Below are 24,812 nucleotides of genomic sequence, written 5' to 3' on the forward strand. Positions count from 1 at the left end.
GGCTGTTCCATTCTGCTATTCTCCAAACGTTCTATTTCATTCTTCTCATGACCTCAGGCATACTGCGGTCATGAATACGCTGCCTGACTTAAGCCAACTGACCCATGAACAACTGCTGGAATTCACCAGGCAGTTGGCGCTGCAGCATCAGTCTCTAGCACAATCAAACCAACAATTGGATGCCAAAGTTCAACATCTTTCTATTCTCAATCAAAAATACGAGCATGAACTGGCGCTGTTTAAAAAGCACAAATTCGCCCAAAAGAATGAACACTTAACGGCAAAACAAATCCATCTGTGGGATGAAGCGGTTGAAGAAGATATTGCCGCGGTTGATCTAGAACTGGAACGGCTAAATGCAGATAAAACCAATGCAGCGACACAGAAAGCCAAAACCAATAAACCTAAACGTCGACCACTGCCAGATCATCTACACACCATCCGTATTGAGCATGAACCTGCATCAACCCAATGTGCTTGTGGCTGCCAACTCCGTCGTATCGGCGAAGATGTCAGTGAAAAACTGCATTTCAGACCGGCACAGTTCTATAAGGAACAGCATGTGCGTGGTAAATGGGTCTGTGATCAGTGTGACACTCTGACTCAGCAAGCGATGCCCGCCTATGTGATTGATAAAGGCATTGCTTCACCTGAATTGCTCAGCCATGTGCTGGTATCGAAGTATGCCGATCATTTGCCGCTGTACCGTCAGCGCCTGATCTATCAGCGGGCTGGCATTGATCTGTCCAGATCCACTTTATCTGACTGGATAGGTCGCTGCGGTGTAGAACTGGAACCTCTGGCCAATGCCTTAAAAGAGGTGGTGCTGCAACAGCGGGTGCTGCATGCAGATGAAACACCGGTCACCATCATGCGGATGGGTGAGAATAATAAAAAACCGAAGAAAGGTTATGTCTGGGCCTATGCCACCACACAGTATAATCCAGTTCAGGCGGTGATCTATGACTTTCAGGATAGTCGTTCAGGCCAGCATGCTGAAGAGTTCTTGAAAGGCTGGCAGGGCTATCTAGTCTGTGATGATTACAGTGGTTATAAAGCACGTTTTAAATCAGGCCAGGTGATTGAGGTGGGGTGCATGGCCCATGCACGTCGTAAATTCCATGAACTGCATGTAACTGGGAAAAGTCAGGTTGCTGAACAGGCCTTAGTGCTGATTCAGAAACTGTATGCGATAGAAGCAGAACTCAGGAAAAAGACCGATGGTACAGCGGAAGACCGCCGCGAATACCGACAACAGCATAGTCAACCAGTGATGCAACAACTATATGAATGGCTCAACCAACATCATCTGACAGTGCCATCGAGTTCTCCCACCGCCAAGGCTATCAATTACACTCTGAAGCGTTGGCCAGCCTTAAGCCGCTATCTGGATGATGGCAATCTACCGATATGCAACAATTGGGTAGAGAATCAGATGCGTCCCTGGGCGTTGGGACGCAAGAACTGGCTGTTTGCAGGTTCGCTGCGCAGTGGTCAGCGAGCGGCAAACATCATGACTTTAATCCAGTCAGCAAAGCTGAATGGCTTGGATCCGTATGCCTATTTAAGTGATGTGCTGAAAAGGTTACCGACACACAAAGTGACCCAAATTGAAGAATTGCTGCCGCACTGCTGGAAACCTAAATCGAATTAAAAAATAGGTATGGGATTCAGCGGACGCTTACGCATGAAGAGGGTATTTATGAAGGACAATGCGTCAACGCATGAGCGCCTCGCAGACCGTTTGGCAAATATTTTAACCAAACTTAATATAGGGCATCAGTTGAGTGTACAGGAGCTGGCACGAGAATTTCAGGTCAGCACTCGTACCATTGAGCGTGATTTTGTTCGTCTGAATGCGTATTTGCCGCTCATACAGGATGAAAATACCAAACGCTATTATCTTGAGCCTTCATATTTAGGGCGTTTCAAGTTACAGGATATCCAGAATTTTGCACAGTTGTCCGGAATCAGTGAGCTGTATCCGGCACTGGATATGTCTTTTATTCGTGAATTGTTGGATGAGCGGGCAAATCAGGTATTTTCGGCAAAAGGCTATTATTTTGAAGATGCCAAACAGTTTGCCGAGCATTTCAAGTTGCTTGCAGGGGCGATTTATAAACGGCAGCAGATTGAGCTGCAATATTCCGATCAAGCACGAATCATCCAGCCATACCGGTTGATTCATCATCATGGCATCTGGTATCTGGCCGGTGTCACTGAAGCTGAGCTCAAAACCTATCGTTTAAGTCAGTTGCAGGAAGTCAAACTGGTTCTTGAAAATGAAAGCTTTGAGCATGATCCTGAAGTTCTGAAAATGCTGGCAGATGAAGATAGCATCTGGTTTGGCCAGCAGAAACAGCAGGTTTTGATGAAGGTGCAACCTGAAGTCACGGTATTTTTTAAAGAGCGCCGTTTATTTCCGGAACAGCAGATCGAACAGGAATCAGAGTGTGGAGAATTATTGATTAGTTGTCAGATTCGTCATGAAATGCAGTTGCTGCCACTGGTACGTTACTGGCTACCGCATGTAAAGATCATTGAGCCGATTCATTTTCAGGAAAAACTGGAACAGGATCTGGAAGGTTATTTACGCTCTGCTGGATAATATTTTGAAAGTAGAGCAGGTTGGCGAATGCTAATAAAATTCTATTGAGAATTAGATTTAGCAAATTTCAGGCATAAAAAAACCAGCTTTCGCTGGGTTTTTTATTTACACCATCTTCAGTAGTAGAAGAATGGTGCCCGAGGCCAGACTCGAACTGGCACGCTTTGTGGGCGGGGGATTTTAAATCCCCTGTGTCTACCGATTTCACCACTCGGGCTTTAACAAGATTGGAGGCGGAGGTCGGAATCGAACCGGCGTCCACGGAGTTGCAGTCCGCTGCATGACCACTCTGCCACCCCGCCGCGTCTTGTTGATGCGTATATTATCAAGCTCTGAAAAAAAAACAATAGGATATTCATTTGTATGCACATAAAAACAGCATATGGCGGAAAATATTCAGAATTATCATGTAGAATGTGCAAAATTGATTCATATCAACACTTGGGAGAAGTGCCGTGGCATTAGTTCTAGACGGTCGTGCATTGGCGAAGCAAATTGAAGCTGACTTGTTAACTCGCGTAGAAGCGCTAAAAGCAAAATCAGGTCGTACTCCAATTCTTGCGACTATTTTGGTGGGTGACGATGGCGCATCTGCAACTTATGTGCGTATGAAAGGTAATGCTTGCCGCCGTGTTGGTATGGATTCATTAAAAGTTGAGCTTCCAAAAGAAACAACTACTGAAGAATTGCTTGCTGAAATTGAAAAATTGAATGTAAATCCGGATGTTCACGGCATTCTTTTACAACATCCAGTACCTGCACAAATTGATGAACGTGCTTGTTTCGATGCAATCTCGCTTGAAAAAGATGTAGATGGTGTGACTTGCCTAGGTTATGGTCGTATGGCGATGGGTGAAGCAGCTTACGGTTCTGCAACGCCTGCAGGTATCATGACCATCCTGAAAGAAAACAATATTGAAATCGCAGGTAAACATGCGGTAGTGGTTGGTCGTTCTGCGATTTTAGGTAAACCGATGGCAGCAATGTTACTTGAAGCGAATGCTACTGTGACCATTTGTCATTCACGTACTCAAAACCTGCCTGAATTTGTAAAACAGGCTGACATCATTGTAGGTGCAGTAGGTAAAGCAGAACTGATCCAGAAAGACTGGATCAAACCGGGTGCCGTTGTTGTTGATGCTGGCTTCCACCCACGTGATGGCGGCGGTGTAGGCGATATTCAATTAGTCGGTATCGAAGAAATCGCTTCTGCTTATACCCCAGTTCCGGGTGGTGTAGGTCCTATGACGATTACAACTTTAATTCGTCAAACTGTAGAAGCTGCTGAGAAGGCTTTGGGTTAATTGAAATTTAATTAGTTACGGCGGAGTCGTATCGTTGTGACTATTAAGATGTAAGAAGTTCATTTGTTACTTTTGTTTCGGCAAAAGTAACCAAAACCATTTGTCATTCGCAGAACTCGTCATATTTCTCTTGTGTGGTTGATGTGTCGCAAAAACAGGAAGAATTAGATTTCAGTCTGCCTCGAACAGCTGCGAATGACGTGGTCATGTATCCGATTAATGTATAAATTCCAATAAAGATATTTTCGCATCAAGGCTTTCTTCATGAGCTGTACCTTCCAATTTCCTAAAGCCCCTGAGTATTTACTTCAAGCCTTACATAAAGTCATTCCCAATTGTGAGCTAACGGCACAACAACTGCCGGAAACACCGATTTCACTCTGGCTGATTCCACCAGTTTTTCCGACAGACAAATTGGATGATGAAGTGATTCGCCGGATCTGGAATGATACGCCGTACTGGATCTTCTGCTGGGCATCTGGACTGGCCATGGCACAATGGCTGCTGGCTGAACCGCATCATGTCAAAGACAAGGTAGTGCTGGATTTTGGTGCGGGTTCCGGTGTAGTTGCGATTGCTGCGAAAATGGCAGGAGCCAAGCGGGTGATCTGTTGCGATATCGATCAGGTCAGTCTGAATGCCTGTCGTGCCAATGCTGAGCTAAATGATGTTGAGCTGGAATATCTGGATGATCTCTATAAAACAGAACAGGTGGATATACTGCTAGCGGCTGACGTGCTTTATGATCAGTGTAACCGCTTCTTTCTGGATGAATTCCTGAAATTTGCACCCGAGGTCTGGGTTGCAGACAGTCGGGTTAAAAACTTTAATCATCCACAATATCTCAAACTGGATGAACGCAGCGCAACCACCTGGCCAGATCTGGATGAATCACCCGAATTTCGCAATGTTAGCTTCTATCGAACCAAATAAAACACAAGAGTTAAAAAATAAAAAAGGGCATCAAGCCCTTTTTTTATGCTCTGTTTTTATGAGCAGGTATAACGAATCACACGTACAGTGGTAGGGCGGGCATCTAATGCCTCTCGGGCACCTGGATTTTCACTGTTATATAAATCAGGTGTATTACTCAAGCTGATCTGGGTACGACTATCCCCGAGTTGACGGCCATACTGAACCTGTTCTGGAGTTGGGTTAACTATTTCCTGACTATTGATAATCTGGATATTATAGTTTTTAGAGGTTCCAAGAACTTGTCTGCAAGCAGCCTGTAATCTGTTTTCATCCTGACTTGGTCGTCCTGCTAATGTATAGCTTAAGGTTGCAGTATTTTCTGAACGTTCTAGGATTTCATATCCGGTCTGACCGTTAAATTGTTGAGGTGCCGTCTGACATGCTGTCAGGCCTAAAGTGCCGATAGTTAAGCCGAGTAAAAAAACTGTTTTTTTCATCATGATGATTTCCCGTATTTTTATCAGACAAGTATGCCATAGCAACGAAATAGCGGAATGGCACTAAACATAAAATTCCAATAAAAAAGCTTTCCGAATGTTTCCATCCGGAAAGCTCCTAGAGCAATACAGCTACTTAGTCATCAGTAATCATGCTGTGCTTTTTAGTGTCTTTCATAAAGACATAAGTCAGCAGTGACAGGCCAATCATAAAAGTAATGTAATAGAAGAAGTAGTTTTCATGGCCGGCATTTTTAAAGCTTAAAGCCACCAGTTCTGCTGTACCCCCAAATAGGGTGTTGGCAATCGCATAAGGCAAAGCTACGCCTAAGGCACGGATGTGGGCAGGGAATAGCTCAGCTTTTACTACGGCATTAATCGCTGTGTAACCAGTCACAATCACCATACCACTCATACATAACATGAATGCTGTAGTTGGGTTGGTAGTTGTGCCTAAGCCATTAAAGATAGGAATGGTAAAGAGAACACCTAATACGCCAAAGGCAATCATGATTGGCTTGCGGCCAATTTTGTCAGAGAGCGCACCCACAACTGGTTGCAATAACATGAATACGAAGATGGCGAGGGTTGTGATTTCAGTCGCTGTAGTCTTTTCAAAACCAGAAGTATTGACTAGGTACTTTTGCAGATAAGTAGTGAAAGTATTGAAAGCTAAAGTACCACCTGCAGTCAGCATGATTACGGTAAACGCCTGTTTAGGGTATTTAGTGAATAAAGCTAAGGCACCGGATTTAGGACCACCTTTTTTCGCCTGTTCAACAGCCTGTTTTGAAGATTGTGTTTCTACCAGACCGCGACGGATCCAGAACACTACAATCGCTAAGAATGCACCAATCAGGAAGGGAATACGCCAGCCCCATTCAGTGAGTTGTGCTTCAGTCAAAGCGCGTTGTAGGAAAATCAGTACACACAGTGCCAATAGTTGACCTGAGATCAGGGTCACATACTGGAAGCTTGAATAGAAACCACGATGATTTTTACCTGCCATTTCAGTTAAGTAGGTGGCACTTGAACCGTATTCACCACCTACACTCAGACCTTGTAACAATCGTGCAAATAACAACAGCGCAGGGGCCAGCATACCCACTGAATCATAGGTAGGTGCACAGGCGATAATCAGGGAACCGACACACATCAAAGATACAGAAAGTGTTAAACCGGCTTTACGACCTTTGCGGTCAGCGTAAATCCCCATAATCCATGCGCCAATCGGACGCATCAAGAAACCAAGTGCGAATACAGCAGCAGCCTGAAGGAGCTTGACAGTATTGTCACCATCAGGGAAGAACTGTGAAGCGAAATATAAGGTAAAAGCTGCATAAACATACCAGTCGTACCATTCGACTAGATTACCTGCAGAACCACCGAGAATAGATTTAACCCGTGTTTTACGGTCAAGCTGCGGTGTAGCAGCTTCAGGAAGTGGCTGATTCACAACATTGCTCCAAAGGAATGCTGTAAAACACATCTTTTTTAAATTTTCATTGCTATAAAATCTAAAAAGTTATGTTTTAGTGAGAGAGAAAGTGAGGAGATTTCATATACTTATACGCCTCCAAGTTTTCTGTTTTTATAGGACTTTAGTCTTAATAAATAATGGAATTTTCAAATATTTTTATAAAACATAGATTTACCATTTGTTTAGAGTAATTGCTTGATTTTTATATTGGATTAACTGGTTAAATGATGTTCTTTGAGGAGATTAATAAACAGTGAATGTGGTTTTTATTTAGATGTAAAACAAATTAAAAGATTTGCTTTAACCTTGCCTTAAAATAATAAAAAAAGGCCGCTTACGCGACCTTTTTAAAATTAAATCAGCAATTAAGCAGATTTAACCGCTTCAAGAAGTTCAGCTTGGCGTTTTTTCAACGCTTCTGGCAGACGATCACCTAATTTGTTGAACAATTCAGTATGGCTTTCAAGTTCTTTGATCCATTGATCTTTGTCTTGAGAAGTTACCAGGTCAAACTGTTCTTTAGTGAAATCAGAACCAGTCCAGTTGAGCTGTTCGTAAGTAGGTACACGGCCGATTGGAGTTTCAACAGCATCAACACGACCTTCACAGCGATCGATGATCCACTCAAGAACACGCATGTTTTGACCGAAACCAGGCCATACGAAGTTGCCTTCAGCATCACGACGGAACCAGTTCACGTTGTAGATACCAGGAAGCTTGTTACCAGCAGCAGCAGCTTTCTCGCCAACTTTCTCACCCATTTCTAACCAGTGAGTGAAGTAGTCAGCCATGTTGTAGCCAGCAAATGGAAGCATCGCAAATGGGTCGCGACGAACGATACCTTGTTGACCAACAGCAGCAGCAGTTGTTTCAGAACCCATGGTGGCAGCTTTATAAACACCATCAACCCAGTCAAATGCTTCTGAAATTAGAGGCACTGTGTCTGCACGGCGACCACCGAAGATGAACGCAGAAATTGGAACACCTGCTGGATTTTCCCAATCCGCATCGATAGAAGGGCATTGACCAGCAGAAACTGTGAAACGAGCGTTCGGATGAGCCGCTTTTTCTTCGCCAGTGTGTGGTTGACCTTTCCAGTTAGTCAGATTCGCAGGTGCTTCTTTAGTCAGATCTTCCCACCAAACTTCACCGTTGTCAGCCACAGCAACGTTTGTATAGATTACGTCTTTATGAAGAGTTGCCATACAGTTCGGATTCGTTTTGGTATTTGTACCAGGAGCTACACCGAAGAAACCAGCTTCAGGGTTGATTGCATATAAACGACCATCTTCACCTGGTTTGATCCAGGCAATATCGTCACCTACAGTTTCAATTTTCCAACCTTCATAACCTGCTGGTGGAATCAGCATCGCGAAGTTTGTTTTACCACAAGCAGATGGGAATGCAGCTGCGATGTAGTGTTTTTCGCCTTTAGGGTTAGTCACGCCAAGGATTAGCATATGTTCAGCTAACCAGCCTTGTTGACGACCCATATAAGATGCAATACGTAAAGCCAGGCATTTTTTACCTAACAATGCGTTACCGCCGTAACCAGAACCAAATGACCAGATTTCACGAGTTTCTGGGTAGTGCACGATGTATTTTTCTTTGTTGCAAGGCCAAGCAACATCTTTTTGACCTTCTTCAAGTGGTGCACCCACAGTGTGTACGCAAGGAACAAATTCACCATCTGTACCTAGAACGTCATAAACAGCTTTACCCATACGAGCCATTTTAGACATGCTGACTGCCACATAAGGAGAGTCAGTTAATTCGATACCGATGTGCGCAATGTGTGAACCCAAAGGACCCATAGAGAATGGAACCACATATAGGGTACGACCTTTCATTGAACCATCAAACAGACCATTCAATTTTTCGCGCATAACTGCTGGATCTTCCCAGTTGTTGGTGGCGCCAGCATCTTCTTTATTTGCAGAACAGATAAAAGTACGGTCTTCAACACGAGCAACGTCAGAAGGATCAGAATTTGCAAGATAAGAACCAGGATGTTTCTCTTGGTTAAGCGCTTGCATTGTGCCGTTAGCGATCATCAAGTCGATATAACGTTGATATTCTTCTGCGCTACCGTCACACCATTCAATTTTTGCTGGTTTTGTTAATTTAGCAATTTCTTCCACCCATGCAATAAGCTTAGGGTGACGAACGAATTCTGGTGCGTTCACTTGGGTCATGGTGAGGCCTATCTCAAATGTGTACAAAATTTTGTACAAAGTACAATCTGGTCAATAAAATACTGGCCAGATGAAATATGAAAAAAAAGTGGCTGTATTAAAGCATAAAATCATCAAAAAAATAAGACTAAAGAAGTGCTGGATTTTATTTGGAATATTATGCTATTTTCTGTTTAAATTTATATAAAACAATAAGATATAAATAAAATCAAAACCTTAAATATGTATTTATTATCTTTATGTGTGGTATTTACTTTAATTATTTATATTTGAATCAAATATTTAATTAAAATTGTTCAGTTGTATTTGTTATTGATTAAATAAATGGTCGCCATTCGAATTTTACATAAAGCAACTGTTAATTGTTTATGAATTGGACAAAATGCCAATAGGTGTGCATCAATCTGTGTAAAAAATGTCTAATCAATCTAAACCCTTATCTATTATTTATAATCATAATTCTGGTTTCCGTCTATTTGACCAGCAAGAAAAATATGAGCAATTACTAGATATTTTTGCAGCGCATGATTTTGAGACTAAAGCCTTTGAAATCAATGATCCAGAACAGTTCAAAACAGTGATTGCTGAAGTATTGCAACGGCATCAACAATCGCCAGATCATGGTGTGGTCGTGGCAGCAGGAGGAGATGGAACGCTCAATTCAGTCGCCAAACACCTGCTTAAAACTGATATTCCAGTCGGAATATTGCCTTTAGGTACTTTTAACTATGCGGCAAGATTGCTGGATATTCCCTTAGATTTGGTTGAAGCCGCACAAGTCATTGCAACGGGTCAAACCAAACGTATCCATGTGGCACTCATCAATCAGGAAATCTACCTGAACAATGCTAGTCTGGGCTTATATCCCTTATTTATTAAAAAACGTGAAGACTATAATCGCATATTTGGCCGTTTCCCTTTGCATGCCTATACCTCAGCACTCGATGTTTTGATTCGTGACCGTAAAGAATTAAAACTGGAAATCTGGGTAGATCAGAAAAAATATCCGGTCAAAACTCCACTGATTTTCTTTGGCAATAATCCACTTCAACTGGCAGACATGAAAATGCGGATTGCCCAAGCTGCTGAGCAAGGCAAGGTGGCTGGGGTTGTAGTTTCCAAAAGTGACAAGCTGACGTTATTCAAGCTGGTATATCAGTTAATTCGGGGCAAGATTGATCAAGCCTCCGATGTTTATAGTTTTGCTGCTGATCAGGTGCGAATTGAGTCTAAACGTAAGAAATTAATGGTTGCCATAGATGGGGAGACGGTAGAAATGACACCACCGTTAAATATTTCAGTTTTAAAAAATAGTTTAAGTGTAATGGTGCCGCATGATTCTGCATCTCTCTGATCTGCATTTTGGTACAGAGAGGCCTGAATGTTTGGAAGCCATCCAGCAATTTTGTTGGGATCATCCGTTGGAAGCGGTGGTAGTCAGCGGCGATCTCACCCAGCGAGCACGTTTGGGACAATTTTTTGCCTGTAAACGGTTTCTGGATCAGTTGAATACGCCTTATCTGGTGATCCCGGGGAATCATGACATTCCGCTTTATCATTTATGGAATCGGTTATTTACTCCATTTACCCGGTATCAATTATTTTTTGGTGAACTGGAGCCTGTTTTAGAAACTGAACATTTTTATCTGATTGGGGTAAATTCAATTAGACGTCGATATCATACCAAAGGCCATTTATCACTTGAGCAGATTCAAAGGATTGACCTAAAACTACAGCAGGCACCTGCTTCCAAAATTAAGATTATTGTCAGTCATCAACCTTTTTATGTGCAATCTCAGAATAGGCGGGGGTTTAAGGATATTCCCCTGATGGCCAAAATTGCATTGGAGTCTTGGTCGCAACATGGTCTGTTTGCTGTATTGCATGGGCATTTGCATCATACCGCAGTCTATGATTTGAACCATATATTCGAATTGGGAGGAGATCATCCGGTTTATGATGTACATGCCGGGACTTCTGCGTCACATCGGCTCCATAAGAATCAGCCGAATAGCTTTAATGCAATTGATGCAACAGGAAAAATTACGCAATATTGTTTTGATGAACAGTTAAAAACCTTTGTTCCACAGCCTGATCCCATAAATAAATAGACAAAAAATACGCAATCCATCAAAAAATTAAAAAAAAACCAATTTTTTTTCATTTTTGCCCTTGAAGCATTTTATTCCATCTCCATAAAAAGGACATCAAAAAATTTTGATGATGACCAATGGAATAAATAAGTCGTCATCGGTGATCTAAAAAAGACTTAGTCTGATGGAGTTATTTATGAGCAACATTCGTCCATTACATGACCGCGTTGTTATTCGTCGTGTTGAAGAAGAAACAAAAACAGCTGGGGGCATCTTACTTCCAGGTTCTGCTGCTGAAAAACCTGCACAAGGTGAAATCATTGCAGTTGGTAATGGTCAAATCACTGACAATGGCGTACGCGCGTTAGACGTAAAAGTTGGCGACAAAGTATTGTTCGGTACTTATGCAGGTACAACTGTAAAAGTAAACGGCGAAGAACTTTTAATCATGAAAGAGTCTGACATCCTAGCAGTATTAGAAGCTTAATCTGCGTCAGATCGTTTTACTCATTCCAATTCAGATTTTGTAAAAATACAACAATATTCGGAGTCAAATATGTCAGCTAAAGACGTAAAATTTGGTGATTCAGCTCGTTCAAAAATGATCGCTGGTGTAAACATCCTTGCAGATGCGGTAAAAGTGACTTTAGGTCCTAAAGGCCGTAACGTTGTAATCGACCGTTCTTTCGGTGCACCGCACATCACTAAAGATGGTGTATCTGTTGCGAAAGAAATTACCCTGAAAGACAAATTCGAAAACATGGGTGCGCAACTGGTTCGTGAAGTTTCTTCAAAAACCAATGATATCGCAGGTGACGGTACAACCACTGCAACTGTATTGGCTCAAGCAATCCTGAACGAAGGGATCAAGTCAGTAACAGCGGGTATGAACCCAATGGATCTGAAACGCGGTATCGACCTTGCAGTGAAAACTGTTGTTGAAAATATTAAACAAACTGCAAAACCAGCTTCTGATTCTAAAGCGATTGAGCAAGTTGGTTCGATCTCTGCAAACTCTGACACCACTGTTGGTTCTCTGATTGCACAAGCAATGGAAAAAGTGGGCAAAGAAGGCGTAATCACTGTTGAAGAAGGTTCAGGCTTTGAAGATTCGCTTGATGTTGTAGAAGGTATGCAGTTTGACCGCGGTTATATCTCTCCATACTTCGCAAACAAACAAGACACTTTAACTGCTGAACTTGAAAACCCATACATCCTATTGGTTGACAAGAAAATTAGCAATATCCGTGAATTGATCACTGTTTTGGAAGCTGTTGCGAAAACTGGTAAGCCTCTTCTTATCATTGCTGAAGATGTTGAAGGCGAAGCACTAGCAACTCTTGTTGTAAACAACATGCGCGGCATTATCAAAGTATGTGCGGTTAAAGCACCTGGCTTCGGTGACCGTCGTAAAGCTATGCTTCAAGATATCGCGATTCTGACTGGCGGTACTGTGATTTCTGAAGAAATCGGCATGCAGTTAGATCAAACTTCACTTGAACACTTAGGTACTGCACATAAAGTAACTGTATCTAAAGAAAATACAGTGATTGTTGATGGTGCGGGTGATGCAAATCAGATTTCTGAGCGTGTTCAGCAAATTCGTGCACAAATCGAAGAATCTACTTCTGAATACGACAAAGAAAAACTTCAAGAACGTGTTGCTAAATTGGCAGGTGGTGTAGCAGTTATCAAAATTGGTGCTGCAACTGAAGTTGAAATGAAAGAGAAGAAAGACCGTGTAGACGACGCACTTCACGCAACTCGTGCTGCAGTTGAAGAAGGTGTTGTTGCAGGTGGTGGTGTTGCACTGGTACGTGCTGCATCTGCACTTGATGGTTTAACTGGTGCAAACGATGACCAAAACGTTGGTATTAATATCCTTCGTCGTGCAATCGAAGCTCCTCTTCGTCAAATCGTAGCAAATGCTGGTGATGAACCATCTGTAGTGATCAATGCTGTGAAGAACGGTGAAGGTAACTATGGTTATAACGCAGCGACAGGTGAATATGGTGACATGCTGGAAATGGGTATTCTTGACCCTGCTAAAGTAACTCGTTCTGCACTTGAGCATGCAGCTTCTGTTGCTGGCTTGATGTTAACAACAGAATGTATGATTACTGAAATTCCAGAAGAAAAACCAGCTATGCCTGATATGGGCGGCATGGGTGGTATGGGCGGTATGATGTAATTCATCGTTCGATCATATGATGTAAAAAATCCCCGCTTTTGCGGGGATTTTTTATTAAGTTACAAAATGATTAAGGTGATTTTTTAACTAATTTATAATTCAGATTACTCTGTATTTCCTTACCTGTTTCTATATCACGAGCTTCAACGAAATTATCACCTACATAAAACTTCCGGTTTTCAGCTTTTCCATCTAGGACGATAATAGAGGGTTGTTGAGGATCGAAAGTGAAGCTACCTTTGGTTTCAGTTTCATTATTTCCAGTTTTACCTAAATATTCCTCACTCAATTCATAAGTTTTGTCAGGATTAAGATCTAGTTCAACTTTAATCCCTTCGCAGTCAGCACACGGGAAAACACCTTCATATTCGCCTGCCCAGTTGGAGTTAACAGTAGCTTTACTGGTCATCTCAGTACTCATATTGCTTTGACTATTTGTAGTCTCTGTAGTAAGAGGAGCATTTGTGGTATTAGATTGAGTATCTGCACTGGCCATATCGCGGTCATTCTGTTTAGAACATGCACTTAAACTAGTAACCGTTACTACCAATAAAGCAGACCATAGTATTTTTTTCATTGAAGATCATCCTCTTGTTCTTCTGTTCTAGGATTTACATTAGAAGTATGAGCTATCAATATACAGAGAGATCTTGTTAAAAATTGATTCGTTAAGTGAAACGGATTAAATATATGTAGATGAGAAACTAAGATAATTAAAATACAAAATAAGCGATTAGTTTTCTTTAGTTTTATTTTATAAACCTTAAGGTCATGATTTGATAGAAATAATTATTAAAAAGAGCGGTCATGAAAGCAGAACAGGAAAATAATATCATCGCGAAAATTTATGATGCTGCTTTATTGCCTGCTTTATGGCTGGAGGTCATTCAGGATATTGTGCAATATACCCAGAGTCATAGTGCAATTTTTACCGGCCTTGATCAATTCAATCCTGCTTATGACTTTGTTTATACTTACAATATCCCGGAAGAAAGTCTGGCTGCTTATCAGGATGAACGGATTCGGGTCATTGACATGAAGCTGCATATGCCTTTATGGAATGAAATTGATATGGGGGAGGCGCTTAATCAGGACTGCCGTCATTATGCAGATCAACCTGGAACAGAGCAGTATATCTTTTATGAAAAATGTCTTAAGCCTACAGGGATAGGGTATATGGCGGGAGTATTGCTGGACAGAGGAAATTATCGCTGGGCAGTCATGGGACTACATCGTGCTCCGCATACTCAAGGTTTTGAAGCGACTGAACTGAATTTTCTCAAACGGATCGGCATACATTTGCGTCGCTCTTTACAGATTCATCGGCAAATCAGTTTGGTACAACAAGACAATATCAGCTTATATACCGTATTGGACTGTTTAAAAATCGGTATTATTTTGCTGGATCAGGATCTCAAGTTATCTTATTCGAATCCACTGGCACAAAGCATGATTGAAGCTTCAACGTGTTTGGAAATGGATATACATAACCGTCTGAAAACACCGGTAGGTGATCAGGAACGTCTGGAAAGATTGCTATCCAGTGCTTTGCTGGAAGAGACCAGTATGCCGAGTGAAATAGGCGGGGTCTTGGCTCTGCAGGATTCTAAAATGCAACAATTGATGCTCACTGTTGTGTCTTTTAAAAGATTAAAAAAGATGCAGCAATTTTCTGAAGCTCAGCATCAGATTGCTGTATTTATGACAGACAAAAATCGGCATTATTCATTATCCAGAGCTTATTTACAGCAAGCATATCAACTGTCAAAACGTGAATTTGATTTGTGTGAGCTTTTAATCAATGGCTATAAATTAGAAGAAATTGCGGCGAAATGTGGGATCACTTTAAGTTCAGTACGCACTTATTTTAAGAATATTTATGAAAAAACTGACTGCACTTCACAAATTGAACTGATACACTTATTGATGGGATGTACGATTCATTTTGAACATATTAATTAAACCTACCTAAAGATAATTCTTTAGGTAGGCTGTGCTCATTATCTAACGCGCTGTAATGGTACAGGACCTTCACCTTGTGGATGCAAGATCAGAGTTTCAGCCGATACATTGATGTTTGCAATGGTCTTGCTGCCATCGGAACTGTCTTGTAATCCGTCACATTCATTGGTATCGAATAAAACTTCAGTGGTTGTGAGTGTATTACCTGAAAGAGTAAATTTGCCATATTCAATTCCAGGCCAGCCACAATCATCTCCGCCTTCAGTGTCCAGGAAGAAATAATAGTTTGTGTCAAAGAAGGCAAATAAATGGGTGTCACTAAATCTCCAAGCACCTACCAGACCATTAGCAGACTGTTTGACGCGGCTTAACCGGTATTCGGTATTGATCCCAGGTTCTGTCAGAATTAAGGTCGTTCCATCATAGTTTAAGGTGTAAGGTTTGCCTTTTACAGGATGTGAGAGTCCCCATTCACCATTACTGTCTTGAATAATGCGCGGTGAAATCACGCTTGTAGTTGCATTCCAGTTTAACTCTCCAGTTTCAATGCCAGGCGCTCCATCACCGTCAGCAGCTTCTGCTTGACCTAAGGCATAACGGCCATCTTCTAAAATATGGATCAGTACAGCGCTGTTTGCATTACGGCCAATTTCCCAAGTACCGGCAATATCTTTATAGAAAGTTGACTGGAAGTTTTCTGCAGCTTTTTCAGGTGTAATCAATTTTTCTGTGGTAACTACGCCTGTTGATACCACATCTGTAGCAAATGCTGTAGGGACCTTAGAAAAATCTAAACTTTGATTAAGAAGGGCATTAGCAGCTTCAGTACTGATGCTAATCCCATTGTCATGATTACTGTCTGTATCTAAAGACTGTAAAAACACCATCAGATTGGTACGTACAATTTCAGTTTGTGCTAAATCTAAAGGCGTAACACGTTCTTTAGCTTCAATTTCTTGACCTAGTTGTACGTCACCAATCAGGAATTTAACCTTTTCTCCGTCATTAAATTTAAATTCACCTTTTTCATTAGTAACCCCTTCAGCACCACTACTGGTGATATATGTTACCCCTGAGATAATTCCATCTGTCAGTACACCAGTTTCGGTCCCGACCGGAGCTGTAGGTGGAACAGGTGATGAACCCTCTGTACGATCATTATCTGAACCGCCACATGCTGTAAGTAACCCCGCTAAGGCAAGACAAATTAAAGTCTTTTTCATGAAAACCTTCCTAAAATTTATTATGTCAGCGAAGTATAGAAAGAAAGCTAAAATCAACATATTCTAAAATTAGGATGGAAAAATATATAAATCAGTAAAATAAATTGAACTCACTATTTGCTTAAAAGAATGAGCTTGCTATAGGAAGTGAAAAAAGGAAGATTCAAATAACAATAAATTGAAAATTCTTCCTAAAGTTTAAAAATACAAATATATATTAATTGGTGATTTATTGATCAGTATGCACTATCTATATTCTGCTGCATTGTTAGACTGTGGCGAAATTTTGACAATGATTGTGATGTAGCTGTGTTTGAAAATTTAGCTGAGAAAACTTTAAATTTAATGGGCTGGAAAACCGATGACCAATGGCCCGAAGACCTTGATCAATGTGTGATGATTGCAGCGCCACATACCAGTAACTGGGATGCACTATATGCACGTTTGGCCTTAAAGGCATTAAAAGTGAATGTGCGCCTGACCATTAAAGACAGCTATATGAAATTTCCATTTGGGCCTTTTGTACGTGCAATGGGTGGAATTGGTATTGACCGTCGTCCCAAACAACCGGGTGAGCCACGTCCAAGCATGGTTCAGGTCATGACAGATCTATTTAAACAGCATCCTAAACTAGTGATGCTGGTTACACCGGAAGGCACACGTGCCCGTCAGGAACAATGGAAAACCGGTTTTTATCATGTGGCGATCAATGCGGGGGTGCCAATTGCGCTGGCTTATATGGATTATGGAAAAAAAGAAGCGGGCGTAGGTAAAATCATTTATCCAACAGGAAATTATGAACAGGATATGGCTGAGATCATGGCGTTCTATGCCGATATTGAACCTAAATTTCCTGAAAAATTCACTATTGATCAACGCTATTTTTAATTTCAGGAAAAATAAAAGCAGAGGGATGGACTCTGCTTTTCTGTACGATATATAAATACTGAATTTAATTTTGATTCTCTTCAGATAAAATTCCCCCCAGATTCTGGCAGGCATCTTTATAAAGATTGTATTGCTGTTCTACCACTTCATATAAAGGCAGGTCAAAAGGCTCTTCACCTTGATGATATTGCTCAATATAAGACTCGACCTTGGTTTTGCTGCTGTACAGCATGTGTTGATAATAATCCGTCATACTACTGTGTGGCATTTGCGCTGTATCAATCTTGGCACAATTGAAGTTTTGCAGAAGCTGTTCTGACTTTTTAAGATCATTGGACATACAACCTGCCAGTAATATGCTACTGAGCAATGCCGTTAGGAGTTTCATAGAAAAAGATGAACTTTGATGGGGAGCGCACTATTGTAGAAGTAAATGCGCTATGCAAAAGTAGTTTTATTCAACAACTGGTCAAAAAATAGAAGAATAAAATTTAGAATCTCATTCTTCCTTGGCGATCTTTAACCTTTAACCAGTCCGCCATCGACAATCAGGTTTTGACCTGTCACTGCACGTGAATAAGGTGACAGGAACATCAGAATAGCAGACGCAAATTCCTCAGGTGTAATCACGCGGCGTAGAGGAGTGGACTGAGCAATCAGGTCAAAGACAAAGTCAGGTGTTGCTTTACTTGCATCCGTGGTTTGCAGTAATCCGCCTGAAAGCATGTTCACGTTAATCCCATACTGACCCAGATCTTGCGCAGTAGTTCGGGTAAAGGCCAATAGCGCCGCTTTCGCAGTCGTATAATCATGATAAGGAACGACAGGGTTTTGAACCAGGTTAGTCCCAATATTCACGATACGACCAAAATTTGCCTGTTTCATATCTTCTAATGCAGCTTGTGTTGTATTTAAACAGGCCTGAACTGCTCCACTAAACTGACGGGACATACTTTCCCAGGTCAGATCTTCAACTTTAGGTCGCTCATCACCATTAAACTCAAACTGCACCAGCGCATTATTAATAACGGAATGGACGGCTTCTCCGAAATGGGCCTTGCTGGCAGCAAATAAAGCTTTTACCTGGTCAGCTTGTGTTACATCTGCCTGATAGGCAAAGACCTGATCAGGATACTGATTTTGTAAAGCTTCAGCTTGGGTTTTGCTGCTATGGTAATTTACTACCACACGTGCACCTTCCTGTATCAGGAGCTGGGTAATGGCTAGACCCAATCCACGTGCACCACCAGTGACAAGGGCAATTTGATCACGAATTTGCATTGCTTATATCCGCCTGAGAATCATTCGGGCTAACATAACAGCAATAGGGCTGAAAGCAAAGTGATGTAAGGTTTTAGAGCTGCTCTATCGCGCAAATGAGTCAATACCTTCCTTAATCAGGAGAAAGCAGCCCGAGCTGAAGAGTAAGCCTAAGACAATCTGTTTAAAACGTAATTCTGATATTCGATGAAACAGACGTGCGCCTAAAATAGCGGGAATACTTACAGCTAGAATGAGTACCACCATATAGGGAAGGTGAGTCTGATTTAAGCTGCCTTGCAGTAAATAGGCGGCTAAGGTAAACACCTGTATGGCAAAATTAAAATGACGCAATATGTAGCGCTGCTGTTCTTTCGGTAGCTGTTTCAGCATTAACCAGGCAGATGGTACAGAACCACAGAATCCCCCTAAACCTCCTAAAATGCCACCAACCAAACCAATCCCTGCATCCGCAGTTTTGCCTGAATGTTGAATCAATTTAATCTGTGGATTCAGCAGCATTAGTGGACACCAGATCACGAGAAATATACCAAGAAAAATACGAAAAGTGCCCGCTTCAACGATATTCAGTAACCAGGTACCGAGTGGGACACCGATCAGACCTGCAATTAAATAAGGTAGATATAAGGCTCGGTGCAGATGAGGAAGTTTAGGCTCATTAGATAATGAAATGAGGTGACTCCACACCGAGGCAAAAACCACTAAAGGCGCAGCAAGTAGAGGACTCAATCCCCATACCCAGAATGACATGGCAATTAATGCAAAAGCAAAACCGGTAAGTCCCTGTACAAATCCTGCGATAATTGCACCAAGAATAAAGAGTAGCCAGGTCGTCATAAAAATCAGGGTATTGGAAAAGTTTGTAGTATTCAAAATATGGTCAGAAAAACCAAGCAGATCCTTAGCTGTATTTATGCGAATCTAAGTGTAAATATGCATAAATGATTTTTATTAAATCCGAGACAAATCCTTTAATTAAGTATGGAAAATGAACAAAATCATACAAGAGTGCAACAATGGCTCCGCGTACTCTTCATGAAATCACTTGATACTAACTGAGGGCGGTATAGAGGTGATGAACATGAAAAAAATGATATTACTGTCATCCGTATTGGCAGTAACGCTAACAGGCTGTGTGGTTGATCCTTGGGATGAAGGTTATCGCGGTCATCATGATCGTAATGGACATTATGATCGGGATCGTGGTGATAAGGACTGGAAAAAACATAGAGATCATCGTGACTGGAAACGTGATAGAGGCGATAGGGACTGGCGTCGTAATCGTTAACCGTTATCTTCTATTTATAAAAAAGGATTCCTTAAAGGAAGGAATCCTTTTTTATTTAAGTATTTAATATAAGTAAGTCTTAAGCTGCTTTTTTCTGATACAGCCCTGCGCGTACTGTGCCGGCTTTGGTATTTTTGATTAAATGCCATGAACTTGGCAGCTTCAATGTACTCAGTTCACGATCGGCTTCTACATAGATAAAACCATCTTCTTTAATCAGTGGATCAGTCTGAGTAGCCAGAGTTTCCCATAAATCCAGACTATAAGGTGGGTCTAGAAAGACCAGATCAAACTGCTGTTTCAGGCTGGTTAAGGCTTGTTGTGCTGTCGCAATTTTAAGTTGCGCACGTGCTTTGGTGACTTTGAGTAATTCCAGATTTTGGGTGAGGAATTGTGCCTGAGTACGATCCGGCTCAATCATCACCACTGAAGCTGCACCACGTGATAATGCTTCAAAGGATAAAGCGCCTGAACCGGTACACAGATCCAAAACACAAGCATTCTGGACATCCCACATCAGCCAGTTAAACAAAGTTTCACGCACACGGTCAGGTGTAGGACGTAATCCTTCAATACTGGCAAAAGCCAATTGACGGCGTTTCCAGTCACCACCAATAATTCTAAGTTGATTTTTCATGAATTATTCCTGATCGTCATTGGCTGCAGGAGCAGAGCGAGAAGTTGCAGGTTGCGGATTGTTTGACTGTGCATGGGTCGCCTGACTGCCTTCTTGGGTTGGGCTCGCATTCGGATCTGCACTTAACATATTCGGTCCACTTGGCAATTCACCCGGTTTAATACCTGCTGTCATGAGACCGCCACTAATTTGATGGCCTGCAGGATGAATCGGATTTTTATCGCGAGACAGTAACCAGTAGTCAAATAACGGTTTAGCCAGTTGAGCAGCAGAACCCCCATGTCGACCATTTTCCCAGACAACGACTACTGCAATTTCAGGGGTTTCAGCAGGAGCAAAACCAACAAACAGACCATGATCCAGCTGGCGTTCAGTCAGCAGGGCTTCATTATAGCGTTTACCCTGGGCAATACTTTTCACCTGTGCCGTACCAGTTTTACCTGCAATTTGATACATTGGTGTGCGGATTCCGCGACCTGTACCTGACTGAACCACATCAATCATGGCATCACGCATTTTAATCCAGTCGTCTGGTTGACCGTCAAAGTCGATTTTACCATTAGGGGCATTATGTACTGTAAAAGGTTTGGCACCCTTACTTTCACGCAGTACGTGAGGCGTAACATGTGAGCCTTGATTCGCTGTAATAGCAGTTGCCATAGCAAGCTGTAAAGGTGTTGCGGTAAATGCGCCTTGGCCAATACTCACCGAAATGGTTTCACCACGTGACCATTTGGATTTACGGGTACGCATTTTCCATTCAGGACTTGGGTAAAGACCTGAGCTTTCACTTGGTAAATCTACACCGGTTTTTTCGCCAAAGCCGAACTGGCGCATCCAGCTATTCATTTTTTCAATGCCCATGCGGTAGGACATGACATAGAAATAGGTGTCGCAGGACACCACTTGCGCCTTATGCAGGTTCACAGCACCATGACCAGTTTTCTTATGGTCACGGAAGCGGTGACTATCGCCCGGCAAGGTAAAGTAGCCCGGGTCAGAAATCGCTGTACTCCAGTCGACCAGTCCATAATGCAGACCGCCCATACCAAACATCGGTTTAATCGTTGAACCTGGAGGATACGCCCCTTGAACAGCACGGTTATAAAGTGGCTGATCCAGACTGTCACGAAGGCCTGAATAATCTTTGCTACTAATCCCGGTGACAAATAAATTAGGGTTAAAACTTGGACTGGAAACCAGCGCCAGAATTTCACCTGTACGTGGGTCAATCGCGACAATAGCACCACGACGACCGGCCAGTTGCTCTGTGGCAATAGTTTGTAGACCATAATCTAGTGACAAATACAGATCATTACCGCGTACCGGCTCTTTACGGCCTAAATGACGCAGGACATTACCGAAAGCATCAGCTTCGACTGACTCATTCCCTGGCACACCATGTAAGAGATCTTCATAGTATTTTTCTACCCCAATTTTCCCGATTAGGTTAGACCCGGCATAGAGATCCTTATCAATTTCTTTAAGTTCTTTGTCATTAATGCGGCCGACATAACCAATCACATGCGCAAAGAGTTCACCATGCGGATAGTAACGAGTCATCTGGGTTTCAATATTGACGCCCGGAAATAGATATTTTACCTCACTAAAACGGGCAATATCATTTTCATTCAGATTCAGCTTGATCGATACCCGCTCAGTTTTACGCGCCGTCTTGACTCGTGCCTGAAAACGTTCAATATCTTCTTCAGTCAATTCCAGAATCGGTGTAAGACGTTTCAGCGTATCATCAATATCTTGCACATCGGCGCGGCTTAAGGTAGCTGTGAAAACAGGATAATTATCGGCAAGTAAAATACCGTTACGATCATAAATATAACCGCGTGCTGGCGCTAAGGGCTGCAGACGAATACGGTTCTGGTCAGAAGCTGTAGAGAAGGTTTCAAAATTAAAAATTTGCAAATAGGCATAGCGGCTGACCAGCAGCAGCATAAAGAAAACCACAATACCGACAGAGATCCAGACCCGACTGTTATAGATGCGCTTTTCTTGTTGTGCATTTTTTAAAGGAAAGTGCTGCTTCATACGCGATCGACTTAAGACCAGAGGGAAAGGAATTAAAGTGGAGTATTCTAGCGCAACTGTACGGGATTTGATAATGAAAAACTGGCTGTAGCAATTCCTGTGTTTAAACTTTGACTTTGCAGACATGAAAATTGTAAAGTGCTGTATACAAGAATTTTAATAATTCTGATAAAGTCAAAATTAAATAAAAATAGGACTCTACCAAAAACTATAATTAAGGAAGATGGTGAAGGAATGAACAAAGTTTACCCTTTGTTGGCATTTGCATTCTTTGCAAATGGGGGATATGCACATGATCAAGTGAATAATACGACAAACAGAACTGAGGATCGTGAGCCTAAAGAATTTAATGTTGGGGTCGGTTTTACCCAGAAACTTATCCATCTAAACACTGAATGGGTGAATCCTTATGGGATTGCTTATGTGAAAGGTGGTGCTTTTCTCAACGATGATCGTACAGTTGGAGCACAAGTTGGCTTTCGTTATCCTGCACACCTCACCGGCAAGGACAAAAATGGTTATTATATAGGGGCTTATGCCGGTCATATCGATAGCAAACAGGTTGATGGCAAATACGAAAGCCGTTTAGGTGGGGGCATTGATCTGGCGTATGTTTTGCTTAGTTCAGAACGGATCAGCAGTTTTAGTATCGGTATTGGGGCGGGGGAGAAACTACAGGACAGTAATGGTCGTGTTGTAGCCGAAACTGAACCCAGACTACAATTCTCCTATACTTTAAGTATCGGTTTATAGACAAAATATTCAACTTTATTAATACCTGTATTCTGTGAACAAAAAATTAAATATGGAATTTATGCATGCTTGAGTACGTCAATGAATTGTGGCAAGCCTTCTTGAATCGCCCAGATTTTTGGGCAGTGCTCAGCATTATCCCGGTGACCGCATTCGTAACATGGGCTCACGTGTGGATGGCGCTAAAAATGGTGTTTTATCCAATTAATTTTTGGGGTTTTCATGTCGGGCCTGTTCCTGTTGGTTGGCAAGGTATTGTGCCGCGTAAAGCTGGAAGAATCTCAGGAATTATCACGGATAATACCTTATCTAAATTGGGCTCCATCCAGGAGTTCTTGCAGGCAATGGATCCGGATGATATGGCACGTATTATCGGGGAACAGGTCGGTTTTGAACTCGAACATCTGATTGATGAAGTCATGATGGACCGTAATGCGGTGCTATGGGAAAACTTGCCTTATTCAATCAAGCGCCGTATTTATGCCCAAGCCCATAAACAGCTGCCACAGGTATTAAAAGAATTAGTGACTGAACTGACCATGAACGTCGAGTCACTGGTTGATATGCGCGACATGGTGGTCAGTCAAATGGAAGGCGATCGCCGTTTAATGGTGCGCATGTTCCTGAAAGTCGGGCAGAAAGAAATCAACTTTATCTGGCATATCAGTGCCCTGATCGGGATGTTCTTTGGCCTGTTCCAGATGGTGGTCTGGTTTGTGGTGCCATGGCACTGGACCGTACCGTTCTGGGCGGCTATCTGGGGCTTCCTGACCAACTGGATTGCGATCTGGATGGTGTTTAATCCGGTAGAACCGCACTATATCAAATACCCGCAATTCTTTAAGCGTACGGCTGATCACAGATTCCCTTGGATCAAACCGGTGATTCCAAGAATTGGTACCTATAACATACAAGGCGCATTTATGAAACGTCAGGAGGAAGTCTCTGACGTATTTGCAAGTGTGGTCACAGAAGATCTGATTACGCTAAAATCGATCATGACAGAAATGATGTATGGTGGTAAAAAAGATAAAACCCGCCGTATTGTCAAACGTCATATTAACGAAATTATGGAAACACCGCTGGTTCGGACCTCTTTACAGCTGTCTTTAGGGCCAAAAGAGTATGCAAAACTCAAGACAGACTTGATCGATCGCTCGATTGAAATTACGATGGTGCCTGTAAGCGACCCTGCGTTTAATGCGAGCCGTGCACAGAAGATCTACCAAATGTTTAGAGACCGCATACGTGATTTGACGCCTAACGAGTTTCAGAATCTATTACGTCCTGCCTTTCAGGAAGATGAATGGATCTTGATTGTCCTGGGGGGAGTTACCGGTTTTGTTGCGGGTTTAATCCATTTGTTTGTGGCTTTCTTATAATTAGATGCCAAAGAGCAGCACACGTTTTGGTCGTGTGAAGCTGGGTATCTTATACATAGTTAAAAAATG

The 24,812-nt window shown here is 42.1% G+C and carries 23 protein-coding genes and 2 tRNA genes; 13 read left to right on the forward strand and 12 right to left on the reverse strand.

Annotated elements, in window-relative coordinates:
- Positions 1-70 precede the first annotated feature (70 nt).
- Together FOC32_RS09275 and FOC32_RS09280 are read left to right on the forward strand one after the other, a co-directional pair.
- Positions 71-1,654, forward strand: coding sequence for an IS66-like element ISAba25 family transposase (locus FOC32_RS09275; protein ID WP_005080957.1), 1,584 nt, complete (start codon positions 71-73; stop codon positions 1,652-1,654).
- A gap of 48 nt (positions 1,655-1,702) precedes the next feature.
- Positions 1,703-2,608, forward strand: a complete 906-nt coding sequence (locus FOC32_RS09280) for a helix-turn-helix transcriptional regulator (protein ID WP_175967121.1) — start codon at positions 1,703-1,705, stop codon at positions 2,606-2,608.
- A gap of 131 nt (positions 2,609-2,739) precedes the next feature.
- On the opposite strand, the gene FOC32_RS09285 is transcribed toward FOC32_RS09280, so the two are convergent.
- Positions 2,740-2,825: transfer RNA gene (locus FOC32_RS09285), tRNA-Leu, on the reverse strand.
- An 11-nt stretch (positions 2,826-2,836) separates the two neighbouring features.
- Positions 2,837-2,910, reverse strand: a tRNA-Cys gene (locus tag FOC32_RS09290).
- A gap of 153 nt (positions 2,911-3,063) precedes the next feature.
- On the opposite strand from FOC32_RS09290, the gene folD reads away from it, so the two are divergent.
- Both folD and FOC32_RS09300 read left to right on the forward strand, forming a co-directional pair.
- Complete coding sequence (gene folD, locus FOC32_RS09295; protein ID WP_175967123.1) at positions 3,064-3,912, forward strand: bifunctional methylenetetrahydrofolate dehydrogenase/methenyltetrahydrofolate cyclohydrolase FolD; 849 nt, start codon at positions 3,064-3,066, stop codon at positions 3,910-3,912.
- Positions 3,913-4,176: 264 nt separating this feature from the next.
- A complete protein-coding gene (locus tag FOC32_RS09300) occupies positions 4,177-4,845 on the forward strand; it encodes a class I SAM-dependent methyltransferase (RefSeq protein ID WP_175967125.1) in 669 nt (222 codons plus the stop codon).
- A gap of 56 nt (positions 4,846-4,901) precedes the next feature.
- On the opposite strand, the gene FOC32_RS09305 is transcribed toward FOC32_RS09300, so the two are convergent.
- The 3 genes from FOC32_RS09305 to FOC32_RS09315 form a co-directional block, all read right to left on the reverse strand.
- On the reverse strand, positions 4,902-5,327 hold the full coding sequence (locus tag FOC32_RS09305) for a hypothetical protein (protein WP_104426426.1): 426 nt from the start codon (positions 5,325-5,327) through the stop codon (positions 4,902-4,904).
- Between the two features lie 133 nt (positions 5,328-5,460).
- Entirely contained in the window at positions 5,461-6,813 is a 1,353-nt protein-coding gene (locus FOC32_RS09310; RefSeq protein WP_375725714.1) for an MFS transporter, read from the reverse strand.
- 356 nt (positions 6,814-7,169) lie between these two features.
- Positions 7,170-8,999: a phosphoenolpyruvate carboxykinase (GTP) gene (locus FOC32_RS09315; protein ID WP_175967127.1), complete on the reverse strand. Its 1,830-nt coding sequence runs from the start codon at positions 8,997-8,999 to the stop codon at positions 7,170-7,172.
- Positions 9,000-9,414: 415 nt separating this feature from the next.
- Between FOC32_RS09315 and FOC32_RS09320 the strand changes: the two genes are divergently transcribed.
- The 4 genes from FOC32_RS09320 to groL all read left to right on the forward strand — a co-directional run bounded on the left by FOC32_RS09320 (position 9,415) and on the right by groL (position 13,283).
- A complete protein-coding gene (locus FOC32_RS09320; RefSeq protein WP_175967129.1) occupies positions 9,415-10,353 on the forward strand; it encodes a diacylglycerol/lipid kinase family protein in 939 nt (312 codons plus the stop codon).
- On the forward strand, positions 10,334-11,110 hold the full coding sequence (locus FOC32_RS09325; protein ID WP_175967131.1) for a metallophosphoesterase family protein: 777 nt from the start codon (positions 10,334-10,336) through the stop codon (positions 11,108-11,110). The genes FOC32_RS09320 and FOC32_RS09325 overlap by 20 nt, the downstream gene beginning before the upstream one ends.
- Before the next feature lie 178 nt (positions 11,111-11,288).
- Positions 11,289-11,579 (forward strand): co-chaperone GroES, encoded by a 291-nt coding sequence (locus FOC32_RS09330; protein WP_004646315.1) that lies wholly within the window; start codon positions 11,289-11,291, stop codon positions 11,577-11,579.
- 69 nt (positions 11,580-11,648) lie between these two features.
- Positions 11,649-13,283 carry a chaperonin GroEL gene (gene groL / locus FOC32_RS09335; RefSeq protein WP_005234685.1) on the forward strand — a complete coding sequence of 545 codons (1,635 nt, stop codon included), beginning with the start codon at positions 11,649-11,651 and terminating at the stop codon, positions 13,281-13,283.
- A 70-nt stretch (positions 13,284-13,353) separates the two neighbouring features.
- Here the strand turns inward: groL and FOC32_RS09340 are convergent, their stop codons facing one another.
- The gene (locus FOC32_RS09340; protein WP_175967133.1) at positions 13,354-13,860 is read right to left on the reverse strand and encodes a copper resistance protein NlpE; all 507 of its coding nucleotides are present in this window, start codon (positions 13,858-13,860) and stop codon (positions 13,354-13,356) included.
- Between the two features lie 230 nt (positions 13,861-14,090).
- On the opposite strand from FOC32_RS09340, the gene FOC32_RS09345 reads away from it, so the two are divergent.
- Positions 14,091-15,245, forward strand: a complete 1,155-nt coding sequence (locus FOC32_RS09345) for a helix-turn-helix transcriptional regulator (RefSeq protein ID WP_175967135.1) — start codon at positions 14,091-14,093, stop codon at positions 15,243-15,245.
- A gap of 38 nt (positions 15,246-15,283) precedes the next feature.
- On the opposite strand, the gene FOC32_RS09350 is transcribed toward FOC32_RS09345, so the two are convergent.
- A complete protein-coding gene (locus FOC32_RS09350) occupies positions 15,284-16,468 on the reverse strand; it encodes a hypothetical protein (RefSeq protein WP_175967137.1) in 1,185 nt (394 codons plus the stop codon).
- Between the two features lie 309 nt (positions 16,469-16,777).
- On the opposite strand from FOC32_RS09350, the gene FOC32_RS09355 reads away from it, so the two are divergent.
- Positions 16,778-17,356 carry a 1-acyl-sn-glycerol-3-phosphate acyltransferase gene (locus FOC32_RS09355; protein WP_175967139.1) on the forward strand — a complete coding sequence of 193 codons (579 nt, stop codon included), beginning with the start codon at positions 16,778-16,780 and terminating at the stop codon, positions 17,354-17,356.
- A gap of 64 nt (positions 17,357-17,420) precedes the next feature.
- Here the strand turns inward: FOC32_RS09355 and FOC32_RS09360 are convergent, their stop codons facing one another.
- From FOC32_RS09360 to FOC32_RS09370, 3 genes are all read right to left on the reverse strand, one after another.
- Positions 17,421-17,744 carry a hypothetical protein gene (locus tag FOC32_RS09360; protein WP_005234692.1) on the reverse strand — a complete coding sequence of 108 codons (324 nt, stop codon included), beginning with the start codon at positions 17,742-17,744 and terminating at the stop codon, positions 17,421-17,423.
- A gap of 131 nt (positions 17,745-17,875) precedes the next feature.
- Complete coding sequence (locus tag FOC32_RS09365; RefSeq protein ID WP_175967161.1) at positions 17,876-18,637, reverse strand: 3-oxoacyl-ACP reductase; 762 nt, start codon at positions 18,635-18,637, stop codon at positions 17,876-17,878.
- Between the two features lie 84 nt (positions 18,638-18,721).
- Positions 18,722-19,474: a sulfite exporter TauE/SafE family protein gene (locus tag FOC32_RS09370; protein WP_175968191.1), complete on the reverse strand. Its 753-nt coding sequence runs from the start codon at positions 19,472-19,474 to the stop codon at positions 18,722-18,724.
- A gap of 244 nt (positions 19,475-19,718) precedes the next feature.
- Between FOC32_RS09370 and FOC32_RS09375 the strand changes: the two genes are divergently transcribed.
- Entirely contained in the window at positions 19,719-19,925 is a 207-nt protein-coding gene (locus FOC32_RS09375; protein WP_175967163.1) for a hypothetical protein, read from the forward strand.
- A gap of 79 nt (positions 19,926-20,004) precedes the next feature.
- Here the strand turns inward: FOC32_RS09375 and rsmD are convergent, their stop codons facing one another.
- On the reverse strand, positions 20,005-20,562 hold the full coding sequence (gene rsmD / locus FOC32_RS09380; protein WP_104426417.1) for a 16S rRNA (guanine(966)-N(2))-methyltransferase RsmD: 558 nt from the start codon (positions 20,560-20,562) through the stop codon (positions 20,005-20,007).
- 3 nt (positions 20,563-20,565) lie between these two features.
- Entirely contained in the window at positions 20,566-22,608 is a 2,043-nt protein-coding gene (gene mrdA, locus FOC32_RS09385) for a penicillin-binding protein 2 (protein WP_175967164.1), read from the reverse strand.
- A gap of 234 nt (positions 22,609-22,842) precedes the next feature.
- Between mrdA and FOC32_RS09390 the strand changes: the two genes are divergently transcribed.
- Together FOC32_RS09390 and FOC32_RS09395 are read left to right on the forward strand one after the other, a co-directional pair.
- A complete protein-coding gene (locus FOC32_RS09390; RefSeq protein WP_175967166.1) occupies positions 22,843-23,361 on the forward strand; it encodes a hypothetical protein in 519 nt (172 codons plus the stop codon).
- 65 nt (positions 23,362-23,426) lie between these two features.
- Positions 23,427-24,743 carry a membrane protein gene (locus tag FOC32_RS09395; protein WP_034170491.1) on the forward strand — a complete coding sequence of 439 codons (1,317 nt, stop codon included), beginning with the start codon at positions 23,427-23,429 and terminating at the stop codon, positions 24,741-24,743.
- Positions 24,744-24,812 lie beyond the last annotated feature (69 nt).

It is taken from the genome of Acinetobacter sp. FDAARGOS_724, from assembly GCF_013364475.1.
Lineage (GTDB): Bacteria > Pseudomonadota > Gammaproteobacteria > Pseudomonadales > Moraxellaceae > Acinetobacter > Acinetobacter variabilis.